A 13,728-nucleotide genomic window follows, 5' to 3' on the forward strand; every position below is an offset into this window, starting at 1 on the left:
TATTATGAAAAAACAGTATAAAGTCGGAAGTTTGTTTGCCGGTGTAGGTGGTATTTGTTTAGGCTTTATGAATGCCCAAAATCCAGATGCTGAATATATAATGAGCTGGGCAAATGAAATAGACGAATTTGCGTGTGAAACATACAGAACAAACTTTAAACATACGTTGCTTGAGGGTGATATAAATATGGTTTTACATCCTGAAAACAGCGATAATATTGAATATTACTCACAGTTACATGAGAAGATTTTGGCAGAACCAATCGATATTTTAAATGGCGGATTTCCTTGCCAGGCATTTAGTATTGCTGGTGAACAGAAAGGTTTCAATGATGAAAGAGGAAATCTGTTTATGTCATTCATTGATTTGATAAGCCAGCTGGATGCAAAGTTTGGAAAGAAACCTAGAATTCTTTTTCTAGAAAATGTTAAAAATTTAAAGGCGCATGATAAAGGTAGAACTTATCAGGTCATCAAAAGCAAACTAGAAGCAAGTGGTTATATAATCAAAGAGATGGTTCTAAATACGATGCTCTACTCTGATTTGCCACAAAACAGAGAGCGTATTTATATCATTGGTTTCTTGAATAAGGAAGATGCTGATCAGTTTACCATGTTTGATAACTTGACTCCTTTCCAAAAGAAAAAAGGAACAGAAGAAAGAGCTGAAGATGTAAAAAAGATAATTGATTACTCCGTTGAAGATAAGTCATATTTTTACACTAGGGAGAGATATCCTCACTATTTTGTTACGGAGGCGGAATTCAAAGAACTGGAAGGTGAAAAGAATATCCGCATCCATTTAACAGAAGCAATTACAGAAATGTACCAGTTTTATCAGCTTAGAAGAGGTCAGTATGTTAGAAAGAATCAATCCGATGTTTGTCCAACCTTAACGGCTAACATGGGAACTGGAGGGCATAACGTTCCTTTGATTCTGACACCAAGCGGTATAAGAAAACTGACTCCTGCAGAAACATTCAAGTTACAAGGATTTCCAGTCGGAAATGGATATTGTTTACCTACAACTTATAAAGGAAAGGCGTATGGAAATAGCCATCTTTATAAACAGGCGGGAAATGCAGTTTCAGTTCCTGTGATTACACTTATAGCAGAAGAAATATTGAAAATTATTTCGAAATAACAAACAGCCAGAATGAGAGATTTTCATTCTGGCTGTGTTTTTTTAATCAACGAGACTTATTTTCTTAACAGGTTTAAGACCTTTTTCTCTAATTATTCTTGATTGCATAGAAAAACGTGGACGTCTTCCTTGTGCCTGCTGGTCAGCAAAAGTTTCATTCTTTTTCTGATTTAAAACTAAACTGTATACATCGGCAGAATCTATTTCATAGAAATATACATTACCATCTACATAACCATTTGGGGCAAAATCTGCATAGTATAATAAATCCCAAGTTGAGGTAGGTCCGAAAGAAGTGCAATCATTAGGAATAGATGCAGATTTAACTTGAACTCCTTCATCTGTTGCTTTGATGACACAGTCATAAGAGTGTGCGCCTGGATCATTGTTAGTACGAACAGCATCAAAAGCAATGCAGAACAAGGCTTCACTGAAAACATCAGGGACATTTAACCCACGCCCTTTAAGAGATTTTAAATCGGCGTTAATATCTAACCATTTCTTAAATATGCTTTTCAATTTTTCAAAGTCATTTTGGTCAAAGTCATCTCCTGTGATAATTGTTCCATCCTTTAATCTTACTTTGTAGTCTTTCATTATTATTTTCCTCCGTTTATTATTATTTCAAGTGAATTTTTTAATTGTTCTTGATAATCATCAATGTGTGTTATTAAACTCTTTTGCATAAAATACTCGACACCGTTATTAGAACTGCGGTCAAGCATAGCAAAGTCAACCTTGTAAATCGAATCAGCTTGGAGCTGATGCTCGTTTAATCTAATAGATTTATTAGTCTTTATATACATAGAACTATTAGATTTTTTAATTATGCTTACTGAATTAATATCGTCCACATAAAAATCCAATGTTCTATACAAAAATGCATTTGATGACCCACCACGTGAGTTTTTTGTATAATACGGTATCTTTTCGGATGTATATCCCTCATACCACTTATCTGAAAATCTGTATAAACCAATTTCTGTTCTATTGCAGTATTCTGATAACGGGATTTCTTCAGAGGCCCCGGCAGGAACTCTTGTTTTTTTCTCTACTCCATTTATGTATTGAACACTTACAGTACCTTCACAGAAAGTAGCAGAATTCATGAAAGCTTCGGCTGTAGTAACTTTGAGTAATGTGACAGTTCCGATTTCATAATTGTTAATGTTAACAATGTCTATTCCTTGCAATCTACCAGCAGAATTAGAAACAATAAAAGAATCATCATCCATTACAAGATTGCTATGGATTGAATCCTGGAAGATTGAAGCATCAAAAAACGGTAACAAATAATCAATTCTTAGTTCACTTTCAGCCATTACAAGATATTTGCCATCGTAATCCTGATTTCTAAGTGAAATCATTTTTTGAGGTTTCTTGAAGGTTTTAACTTCAATTTGAGGCATATTGTCTACAGGAATCCATCGTTCATTAAAAACTGCAAATGGTATAGTACCGTTAGGGGTTCTGATTCCTATTACATCTGGTGCTATTCCTGCTGTTTTAGGATCATACAAATAAAAGTCTGAAATGATTTCAGAGGACTGACCATTTCTCACTTCCGGAAGTATAATTTTATTGAAAATAATACTTTCAGGAACGGTGTTAATCCATCTGTCAAAAATACCACCCATCAAGTCGCCTTTGGAACTTAACGCCCCTTGCATTGAACCGCTTGTTTGCTTTTGTATGATTGCTGTGATGAAATATATCGACTTCAGTATGTCATTTTTGTTTATTGGTATAGTAATCATATATCCTCCTTATCCTCGGTCTATAATGAAACTGTTCAAGTTTCTCATATCACCTGATTGAATGTAATAGTTTGATGCATCCATTCGAGTCTTACCGTTAAGCATAGAACCGCGTGGAAGAATATAGTTTTCGTTGATTATCTGAATTAAGTCTTCTCTGGTTGCATATCCCGGTATATCAAACGTCCAGCTTTCTGCCATGATTATTTGTTTAAGGATTGCTTCATTAATGCTATCAGAATATAAAAATCTATTTCTTCTCATAACGTCTTCACAGAATGGATTCATTCTAATTAAAAATGTATAGTCATACCCATGACCATTAGGTAGATAATTTGCTTGTTCGTCCCAATCATATTCTTCTAATAAAAGAAGATTCCCAAAAGACTTTGTTGATTTAATTGAAACTGATTCATCGCCGATTGTTAAATCAACAGAATCCCACTCGCCTAAACCGAAAACACCTAAATCAGGTTCACTTACATTAATGCCACTATTAGTCAGTACGCAAAAAAGAGCATATTCTGCAAGCTTACCTTGGAATGTATTCGCAAAGATTTCTCCATTTCGTCTTTGATGAGTTCCACCTGTTCTGTGTGCTCTGTGTTCTCCGCCTTGCCCGAAAGTCATTTGATATGCAAAATCAAATACTGTTTCTACTAAGTCTGGATTTAGTGTTCCTAGTGGAGAGAACGGTACATGGCTATTTATGTAGTATTCGTTAGCACGTTTATCAAGATAGTTAAAATCTGGCATAATCAAAATCTCCTTTGTTATTTATACAAATGGAATTCTTCCTTTGTTAATCCTGAATCTAATGCACGGTATAAATATCTAGAAGCAATAGAGGAGTAAGGTTTCCATTTTTTACATTTGTTTCGTATTGATGTATCTGAACGGTCAGTTGTCTTATAAAGCCACTCGTAGGATTGTAAGAAAGCAGCATCGTTTGTAGGTAAGATATCCATTCGGTTAAGAACAAATATCAAATACATATTTGCTGTCCATTTTCCAATTCCCTTGAATGATGTTAGGTGCTTAAAAACATCAGAGTCATTCATTTCTTTTAATGAGCCAAAATCTAATTCACCATTAAGAACAGCATTAGTAACACTTCTAATAAAAGATACTTTAGAATTTGCAGTTCCGATACTTTTAATTTGTTCATCGGATAATTTGTTCACCTTTGAAGGTGTGACTTCGCCATCACATAAATCTACTAATCTGGAGAATATTTTATTTCCAGCTTTGATAGATAGCATTTGCTCTATGATTTCATGAATAAGAAACTCATAAGGATCTTCATCATAAATCTCATACGTAATGGAACCAATCATAGATATTACTTTTGCTAATCGTTTATCTTTCTTGCAGAGGTATTGAATTTCAGGTGAGCTATTATCAAGTATTACTATTTCACCCATAACTTTCCCCCTTTATTTTTCATTCATTTTCTTTCACAATCGCAGAAATATCACTTACATACATTAATGTAGAACTGATACTCGTCATTTCACATAAATTAGGGCTTATGTTATTAATTGCCCTATGTTTTCCTTTTTTGCTGAATTCAGACTTTAAAATCAAATATAACTTTTCATTGTGATTTTATATTTCAAAAACTATTACCTTTTATTATACCAGCCATGAAAAATCTATTCCAGAGCTAATTTTCATAAAAAAATAATCGGTGTAGCTCGAGGACTACACCGACATATTCTATCTCTCAGTTTCCTTTGAAGCTTCTTTCCTCTCAATAGATTTTGCTTTTTCTTCAGCTTTATATTTTTTTATTGCCCCAAGTACAGATTCTTTCTTTTCTTCTTGGTTTTTCATCTGTTCCTTTGCTTTCAAAAGCTTAGACGATAGGATTCTAATATTAGTATGCTCTTTTCCATTATCGTCAATGGATGTTCTTACCTGACCAAAAATCTTTACAAAGTCACCTTGCTTAAAATTCTTTGGTATATCTCCCTTATCTCCATAAGCCGAACAATTTGTATAAGTCTTATTTCCCTCATCATCTTTTGACACAACCGAGAAATTAACTACTTTAAAGGCTTCTCCATTTTTGTTTTCTCTATCAATTGTTTCAATCTCACCTACGACATTCCCAACAATGTTCACCAGATTATTATCTTCTTTTTCGATTGCTACACTTTCTTTAATCTGTCCATTTTCTCTAAGTTCATCAATCAAATAATCAAACTCATCATTAAGTAAGCTCATACTGTCATTATCCATATACTCCTGGTATAACTTGTCCAAGGCATCTTTATCATTAATTCCTTTTTCAAAACTAATTAGTGCCTTTGCAAAATCTTCGTGATTTTCGTTTGCCATTTGTTCTAGGGTATTTCTCATTTCATTGTAGTTCATAATATACCTCCATTTTTCTACTAAAAATGAAAAGGAGCTTGTAATAAGCCCCTTAACGTTCATCGTGTTCTTTTGATTTATTTTCTCGTGTTTCTGCTTGTTTTTCTTGTGACTGATATGACTTAATTTGCCCTAAAATAGATGGTTTTTCAGATACCTTTTCTTTGCTTTCTGCCCTTGCATTAAAATTATCCTCTACATCATAAGTAGTTTCAAAATAGTCACTATCTCTAAAGTCATTATCGTATCTATCTGGCACACCATCATTGTCCAAATCTTTTGCAAGCGTATCATAGATATTACCATCGTCATCTCTTTCAAGACCTAATGCTTTTTTAAGGTCATTATCATCAATAGATACAAACTCTCCAAAGTCTCCATATTCCATTTCTTGTTTTAGAAATTCCAACGCCTTTTCTTCACTTCCAAGGTCTTTGAGATAATCAATCTTTGTAACTGGTTCTCCATTGATATATTGAGTAGCTGTAAAATCTTCTAAGCTAATTTCATATTGAATTTCATGCTTTTCATCTGGTGTAGTAGTATATGCAATTCCAATATGAGCAAGGTCAGGAAATAGATTACTAAAATTTTCATAGGTATAACTATCATCTTCATATTCCCTTTTACAAAAATCTACAATAGCCCTCTTTACATCTTCAAGTAATGGATTAAGATTTTCTTTTTCTTCTACTTCTCCCATATCAAGTAGCTTGTTTAATTCTGCAAGTCTTAATACTTTTGTCTTTAGCTCATCTGCTTTTTCAAAAGGCTTTTTCAATTCCTCTTTGGCATTTTCCAGTTGTTCCTTTGTGCCAACAAGTTTTTCTTCAAGACGATTTAACTTTTCTGGCATTTTATCAATAGCATTATCAAGTCTTGTGATATTACCATCTGCACTTGTACCAAGCTCTCCTGAATGGTTTGTAGCACCTTTTAAAGTGAAATTATGCTCATTGGTGAAGAAGTTATAACTTACCTCTAAGTCCACATTTCGGTACTCTCCTATAACCTTACTTTCATTAATTTTTACGCTTTTAATAGCTTCTAAGAGCTTTTCTCCAGCTATCTTTTTATCTCGAATTATCTCGCCATTAATCGTGATAGAAGTGAATTTATTTTCACCACTTCCTTGTGGTTCAACATTTTCTATATCTTTTTTCACTGCTTCAATTAACTTTTCAGTCCTTGCTATTTCTTCAGGATATGTCTTTGCAACCTTATCCTCTAATCTATATCGATTGGACTTATAGTTTGCTTCAAGCATTTTAAGTTTCGTGACTTCATTATCCAAATCCATCTTTTCTTTTATCTTTGGATCACCAGTAGCAAGTGCCTTAATCTCAGCATAGTTAAGACTACTTTCATCCACATCTTCTGCAACACGAACAGGAGTCTTTGAAGTCATAATCTGTGAAATAAATTTCTGCTTATTCTCTATCGTCTGCCAAAGATACGCATCAAAGGTATTCTCAGTGATGTAACGATAAATATTAACCTCTTTATTTTCATTGCCTTGGCGAACAATTCTACCACTTCTCTGCTCAAGGTCAGCAGGTCTCCATGGTACATCTAAATCGTGCATTGCAATTAGTTTATTTTGCACATTTGTACCAGCACCCATTTTCTGAGTAGAACCCATTAAAATACGAATTTCTCCTTTTCTTACCTTTGCAAAGAGTTCATCTTTTTGTTTATCAGTATTGGCTTCATGGATAAAAGCAATTTCTTCCTTTGGTATTCCTAAATCTACAAGTTTATCTCTAATATCATCATAGATATTAAAACTACCATCACCTTTTGGTGTAGACATATCTGAAAATAGAAGTTGTGTTGATTTTTCTTCTTTTGTCTTATCCCAAATAGAAAATACATTTTTAACACATACATTAACTTTTGAATTTTCATCATCTGGTAGTAATGGATTGATTAAACGCTGATCTAAGGCAAGTTTCTTACCATCATTAGTAATCTTAAGCATATTATCTTCTTCAGGCTCTACGGACTTATTACGCACCTTATCAGCCCTTTCAGACAAGCTCTTTAGTATTTCTTTTTGCTCTTCACTTGGCTCAGTCTTAATGACCTTAAAATGAGCTTCAGGAACAGGAAGATTAAGCATATCTGCAGTTTGAATATCGGCTACTTCCTTAAACATACTCATAAGCTCAGGTAGGTTATAAAACTTAGAAAAACGAGTCTTCACTCTGTAGCCTGTTCCCTCTGGAGATAATTCAAAAGCAGATTGTGTTTCTCCAAAAGTTGAAGCCCACGAATCAAAATGCTCTAGTCCATTCTTTTTCAGAGTGTCATACTGTAAATATCTTTGCATAGTATAAAGCTCTGTCATTGAGTTTGATACTGGAGTGCCTGTCGCAAATACAATTCCTTTGCCACCAGTCATTTCATCCATGTATCGGCATTTCATAAACATATCTGATGACTTAAAAGCCTCTGATTGCCCAATACCTGCAACATTTCTCATTTTTGTATAAAGATATAGGTTCTTGTAGTTATGAGCTTCATCAACAATCAGCTTATCTACGCCAAGCTCTTCGAAAGTAATAACATCATCCTTTTTGAAATCATCATTTAACTTTTCAAGCCTTGTTTCTAATTTCTTTCTGGTTTTTTGAAGCTCTTTTACTGTAAAATTTTGATTTCTATCATGCTTGTACTCTTCTACATAATTTATAATCTCATCAATCTGGTCTTGAATGTGCTTTTGTTGATATTCCTTAGACATTGGAATCTTTTCAAATTGACTATGCCCAACAATAACTGCATCATATTCGCCTGTTGCAATCTTTCCAATAAATCTCTTTCGATTCTTTGGTTCAAAGTCTTTTTTATCGGCCACCATAATATTAGCTGATGGGTATAGTTGCATAAACTCACGACCAATTTGCCCTGTAAGATGATTTGGCACAACAAACAATGACTTAGTACACATTCCAAGTTTCTTAGCTTCCATTGAGCTTGCCACCATTTCAAAAGTCTTGCCGGCCCCTACTACATGAGCAAGTAAGCTATTACCACCATAAAGTATTCTAGCAATTGCGTTCTTTTGATGTGGACGAAGCGAAATATCTGTACTCATTCCATCAAAGCTTAAATTTGATCCGTCATATTCTCGATTACGGATAGAATTGAATTTTTCATTATAGGCTTTTACAAGTCTATTTCTTCTTTCCTGATCATTAAATATCCAATTCTTAAATTCTTCTTTTATAAGTTCTTGTTTCTGCCCCGCAAGCATAGTTTCTTTTTTATTTAGTACTGAAGTCTTTGAACCATCTGGATTGAGAATTTGGTCAAACACCTTTGTTTCTTTTAGGTTTAGAGCATCTTCAATCAGCTTGTAGGCACTCACTCTACTTGTTCCATAGGTCATTTCAGCAAGGTCATTTCCTCTATCTTTGCTCTTACCTTCAACATTCCATTCACTGGTTAAATGTGAAAATTTAACTTTAATATCCCATCTTACATATCCTGGAGTCTTTAATGTTTCAAATATGAATCTTTCAATATCCTTAGGTGGAATCCATGTTGCACCAAGCCTTACATTGATTTCACTGGCTTCGAGTTCTTTTGGTATTACTCTTTGAAGTTCTGCTTTTTGATATTCCAGTCTGCTTAGTTCGTTTACAAGTGTTTCCCTTTCGTTTTCACTTTCTTCTGTAAGCATTCGTTCTGCTTGTCGCAACCTATTGATATAGCTATCTACAATACCTATTTTTTCTCTAATATTTCCACTTAAGTATTCATCTTTCGTTACATAGGTATACTTAAAGGAGTTAGTTTCATCACTACAAGCAAATGGTAAATCACCATCTTCCAAGTCAAAAGAAAGCTTCTGATTAAAACTAACATTCTCCTCCCTAATATTTAGAAAGATTTCTCCTCTAAGTTCTTCTATAAGAGTGTTTCTATCCTTATTCGTTAGATTTGTCATGTAATCAAAATCTACATAACCTTTTTGTGAAATAGATAGTACCAATGCTTCAAGTGAAGAATCCACATGGTCAATAACTTTCGCTTTTGTGATAGTTCGTTTAGAAAAAATATCGCCTTTTGCCTTGAAGTTTTCTTCTTCATCAAGTATCTCGATAGAAGATACCAGTGGGAAGTTACTATCCTCTCTTAAAGCTCTGGTGTTACTTAAATTATTAACAAAACCATGTTTCTTAGAAAAGTTATCATAAACAGCGTTTAATTTATCCTGAGACTCTTTAATTTCAGCTTCACTAAAATCTTCTTTTTGCTTGTATATCACATCCTTTAGTGCGTCATTTAATTCAAGATAACTTTTAATCTTTTCCTTGTTTTTGTCTGATACTTCTCTCTTAATGAAAAGTGAATTTTCTCTGTAATATACCTCATCATCAATCAAGGTGTAAGAGAAGTTTTTTACATCATCGGTTGCGGGTATTGAGGTTACTTCATCATCTAGTAGCTCTATCTCTTCATACTTCGAATCTTTTGATATTCTTTCACCTGCAGCTTCAATACGATCTTTTAAAGAAGACATATTTATTTCATGAGGTAAAAATGCTATTGGCTCACAAGTAAGAGTTTTTCCAAATCTTCCACTTACTTCTCTCATGTTTCCAAGAACTTGTTCTGGATGGTCTACAAAATATTTATTATATACAAGACCATTTTCATCTTCCGCTAAATGAACCCAGTTATCATCACGCTCAAGTACACTATCTCTTTTCTTTAGGAATATAATATCTGAAGTTACTTCTGTACCGGCAACACCCTTAAAGGTATCGTTAGGAAGTCTTATTGCACCTAAAAATTCTGCTCTTGCATTTATATATTTACGGATACTTTCGTCTTTCTTATCCATAGTTCCAGATGATGTGACGAATGCTATAACACCACCATTTCTCACCTTATCAATAGATTTAGCAAAGAAATAGTCATGAATTAGAAAGTTATCACGATTGTATTCCCTATCATTAACCTTAAATTCACCAAACGGAACATTACCGATTGCCACATCAAAGAAGTTGTTTGAAAAACTGGTCTCTTCAAAGCCTTTAACTTGCACATCACTTTCAGGATAAAGAAGTTTTGCAATTCTACCACTAACAGAATCAAGCTCAACCCCATAAAACTTTGATTTATTCATTTCATATGGAAGATTACCGATAAAATTACCTACGCCCATCGATGGTTCTAAGATATTTCCACTCTTAAATCCCATTTCTGAAAGCGTACTATATACTCCATCAATTACAATTTTAGGCGTATAAAAAGCTGTTAAGGTAGATTCCTTAGCAGCCTCATATTCTGATGATGATAAATTTTCTTTTAGGAAAGCTCTTGCTTCTTTCCATTGACCGTCTTTACTTTCATCAAAGACATCAGCAAGTCCACCCCAACCAACATATTTAGATAAAGTTTCCTGTGCTGTAATATCTAAATCCCTTTCACCTTTTTCTACTCTGTTAAGCATTGAAATGGCTCCAAGATTATTATTTAACCTTTCGCTTGGAGTAAGTTTATCAGGGAAAATATCTTCTTTAATTCTAAAGTTTGATACTTTCTCTTGTTTCTTTTCCTCAAGTCCAAAAAATCTTTCTAAATCACTTTCTAATCTATACGGAATAACTTCTGAACCCGTAATCATTCCTCCAAGATACTCAACATTATCTTTTATTGTAACAGTCTTAAGACCACCACCCATCTCGTCAAAGCGAGTTATAGTGTAGTCTTTATCTTTATAGTGAACTTCGTCTCCAACAAGTAGCTTAGGTCTATCAAATCTAATCTTTTCTAATAGCTCTTTATCATCTGCAAAACTTACTATAGGCATCATATGATTACCATTTCTTAGAGGAGCAAGTCTTAAATCATTCTTTTTTAGAATCTCATTAAAGCTCACTTCATCATCAATCTTATATGCCTCATGATCCATGTAGACAGTTTTTCCAATAGATAAATCTAATGATTTTTCTTTATCTTCTTCTGGATTAAGGTAATCAAAAAGTGTCTCTTGTTTTGCTTCAACTTGAGTAGCTTCCACAACATAATCAGCAATCTTATATGCTTCATATTTTCCACTATCAATCAAAGTATCAATCTTTGTACTTTCCTTAAAATCTACTCCTCGATTAAGTGAATATTCTACTCCATCAACTTCTACTTTTCTTCCAGTATCTTCAAGGCTAATATCTAAGCTATCTTTTTTACTTGCAAGTATAAATTCATTGCCGACTTTAACTGCTACTTTCTCATTCTGATTGTTATATGCGTAATCTTTAAGGCTATCAACAAACTCACTCATCGTAACAAAGTCAATGTTATCCTTAAATTCTTCGATTTGACTTATGCTTACTTCATCATTCATTAGATAACCTTTAAGCACATTAAACTTAGCAAGTTCAATGTCTAACTCTTTCAGATATTTTATCTTTTCTGATGTAACACCATCCAGACCTTTGTTCCAATCATCAATAAGCCATTTCAAATGTTCCATCTTCCATACAGGAAGTTTAGGATCTGCAATCTCAGTAATTTCATTTCCATAAAAGTCATACTCTTTTATAGCACTCATAATCTGTTCTAATTGTTCAAAATTGAAATCATCAATCCCAATGTTTGTTCCTTGAAGAGCTTCTTCTAATTTACTAGTGGCAAGTCTGCTAATTGCAACATCTCTTGGGACTTCGTATTCTTCCATAATAGAGGCAACTTCTTCAGCAAAATTAGGACTTAATTCTTCTTCAAATTCATCTGTTATTTCACTGGTAACTTCTTTAGGAATTACCTCATTTTCAAAACTAAGTTCTCCATTAAAGACCATTTGAAGTTCATGTTCATCCATCTGCTTTTTTAATTCTCTGTCTTTAAGCTCTCTAAAAGTCTTTGGGAAATCTTCTAAAATAAGTCTTTGAGCATTTAGTTCTTCAAGCTCACGAATGTTAAAATATCCCCACTCTGGTTCAATTCCTAAAACAAGACCAAATGCATCTCCTGTTTCCCTATCATATTCCGTCATATACCATGTCCAATTGCTTCTAAATGGAATGATATATGCTGCATGAACCTGAGTATCTGCCAGATCAGTGTGTTCTTGGTCATAAAGTTTTGGAACACGCTCAAGCATTTCATCAGTCATTAAATTGTATGGATCTTCTTTAGAATAGAAAAAGGAAGCATTTTCTGCTCCCTCGTTTGTTTTTTCAATGCTATTTTCTAAGCTTCCACTATTTCCTTGATTGTCATCTCTTTCAAGGCTGAAACCATTGCCTTGTATTCTGGATTCGTTTCGCTCTCTATTTTCCAAGCTTCCATCATATTCGGCTTTTCCTTCCTCATAAAATCGATGGTTCTCTTTTGAACTTCCATCAAGTGTTTCACTAGGCTCTTCTCTTTGTAAAGGTCTATTAGCATTTGATAGTGTTTCTCCTCGCTGCTCTCTGTTAGAAAGTCCAATCTCATCACTGCGTAAATTGGATTCGGAAATTCTTCCATGAATTTCTTCTCTTCCTCCAGATTGTTCAAAGTCTTCTCTTTGATTATCGAAATTATCTCGTCCGTATTTTCCATCCCTGAAAATTCGGTTTCTGTCATTATCATCTCTTTCGTCATTTGATCGAATAGCATTCTCCACACCTCCTAATTCTTTATTATTTTCGTTAAGCTTATTATAATCGGCACCTATACTCTTTGTCAGGTCGTAATTGACAGATAAATTTCTTGTTCTAACCATCGTAGCTTCAATAATATTGCTACAAGCATTGGAAATACAGTTACCAACGCTCATTAAAGAAATTCTATCTAGGTACTTAAAATTTTCTTGTAAGTTATCCATTGGAATAGGATAATCCAGATTAAATCTATTTGAAATTGCAAAGCTAATAGAATTTCTCATAAAATTTATAAATGAGTTTCTATCTTCATCAGCAATCCTCAGATTATTTGCAAGCTCATATATGCTTTCATCTGCGTATATTCTGCTAAGAGAATATAGATTCTCTGATAGGTTTTCACTTGAATCATACCCTTGCAGCTCAATCATATCTTTTAATGAATTTTCATGCTTTTCTCTATCAAAAGACCATAGTTCCACTTCATTAACATTTCTATCCATCGATACCGTCTGACTAATATCGAAGATATATCCTACCTTTTGGAAAGCATTACTGTCATTTAGAATAGGTATCCCTTTTTGCCCTCTCATAACAGTTCGATTAAATCTTTCTCTCCACATATCAAAGCTTGCACAAGCAGTTGCATTGGGATTTTTATCATAGATACTAAGTTGACTTAAAAAGTCATATCTTTGATTATTTCCAATGACCTTTAAGAGTTTTAAATATTCTCTTTCACTATCTAAAACATCTCTTTTTACAAGCTCAATTATGTTGTAAAAATCATTCGTCCTCATCTTTACCTCCTTATTTTTTTGCACTAAAAAAGACGATATTTCTA

Annotated in this window: 7 protein-coding genes; 1 reads left to right on the plus strand and 6 read right to left on the minus strand. The window is 33.7% G+C overall.

Annotated elements, in window-relative coordinates:
• Window positions 1-4 precede the first annotated feature (4 nt).
• Complete coding sequence (gene dcm / locus C5Q96_RS04335; RefSeq protein ID WP_245905546.1) at window positions 5-1,144, plus strand: DNA (cytosine-5-)-methyltransferase; 1,140 nt, start codon at window positions 5-7, stop codon at window positions 1,142-1,144.
• A gap of 42 nt (window positions 1,145-1,186) precedes the next feature.
• Here dcm and C5Q96_RS04340 read toward each other — a convergent pair whose 3' ends face one another.
• The 6 genes from C5Q96_RS04340 to C5Q96_RS04365 form a co-directional block, all read right to left on the minus strand.
• Window positions 1,187-1,741: a Bsp6I family type II restriction endonuclease gene (locus tag C5Q96_RS04340; protein WP_106057189.1), complete on the minus strand. Its 555-nt coding sequence runs from the start codon at window positions 1,739-1,741 to the stop codon at window positions 1,187-1,189.
• Window positions 1,742-1,743: 2 nt separating this feature from the next.
• Window positions 1,744-2,901, minus strand: coding sequence for a hypothetical protein (locus tag C5Q96_RS04345; RefSeq protein WP_106057190.1), 1,158 nt, complete (start codon window positions 2,899-2,901; stop codon window positions 1,744-1,746).
• A 9-nt stretch (window positions 2,902-2,910) separates the two neighbouring features.
• Window positions 2,911-3,657: a hypothetical protein gene (locus C5Q96_RS04350; RefSeq protein ID WP_106057191.1), complete on the minus strand. Its 747-nt coding sequence runs from the start codon at window positions 3,655-3,657 to the stop codon at window positions 2,911-2,913.
• A 17-nt stretch (window positions 3,658-3,674) separates the two neighbouring features.
• On the minus strand, window positions 3,675-4,325 hold the full coding sequence (locus tag C5Q96_RS04355; RefSeq protein ID WP_106057192.1) for a DNA-3-methyladenine glycosylase family protein: 651 nt from the start codon (window positions 4,323-4,325) through the stop codon (window positions 3,675-3,677).
• Window positions 4,326-4,620: 295 nt separating this feature from the next.
• Window positions 4,621-5,280 carry a DNA-binding protein gene (locus C5Q96_RS04360; protein ID WP_106057193.1) on the minus strand — a complete coding sequence of 220 codons (660 nt, stop codon included), beginning with the start codon at window positions 5,278-5,280 and terminating at the stop codon, window positions 4,621-4,623.
• Window positions 5,281-5,332: 52 nt separating this feature from the next.
• Window positions 5,333-13,684, minus strand: a complete 8,352-nt coding sequence (locus C5Q96_RS04365; RefSeq protein WP_106057194.1) for a helicase-related protein — start codon at window positions 13,682-13,684, stop codon at window positions 5,333-5,335.
• Between the last annotated feature and the right edge of the window lie 44 nt (window positions 13,685-13,728).

The organism is Mogibacterium diversum, assembly GCF_002998925.1.
GTDB lineage: Bacteria > Bacillota > Clostridia > Peptostreptococcales > Anaerovoracaceae > Mogibacterium > Mogibacterium diversum.

Excerpts from the sequence above, each read along its gene's own strand:
- dcm (WP_245905546.1), top strand. The coding sequence starts at position 5 with ATGAAAAAACAGTATAAAGTCGGAAGTTTGTTTGCCGGTGTAGGTGGT.
- C5Q96_RS04340 (WP_106057189.1), bottom strand. The coding sequence starts at position 1,741 with ATGAAAGACTACAAAGTAAGATTAAAGGATGGAACAATTATCACAGGA.
- C5Q96_RS04345 (WP_106057190.1), bottom strand. The coding sequence starts at position 2,901 with ATGATTACTATACCAATAAACAAAAATGACATACTGAAGTCGATATAT.
- C5Q96_RS04350 (WP_106057191.1), bottom strand. The coding sequence starts at position 3,657 with ATGCCAGATTTTAACTATCTTGATAAACGTGCTAACGAATACTACATA.
- C5Q96_RS04355 (WP_106057192.1), bottom strand. The coding sequence starts at position 4,325 with ATGGGTGAAATAGTAATACTTGATAATAGCTCACCTGAAATTCAATAC.
- C5Q96_RS04360 (WP_106057193.1), bottom strand. The coding sequence starts at position 5,280 with ATGAACTACAATGAAATGAGAAATACCCTAGAACAAATGGCAAACGAA.
- C5Q96_RS04365 (WP_106057194.1), bottom strand. The coding sequence starts at position 13,684 with ATGAGGACGAATGATTTTTACAACATAATTGAGCTTGTAAAAAGAGAT.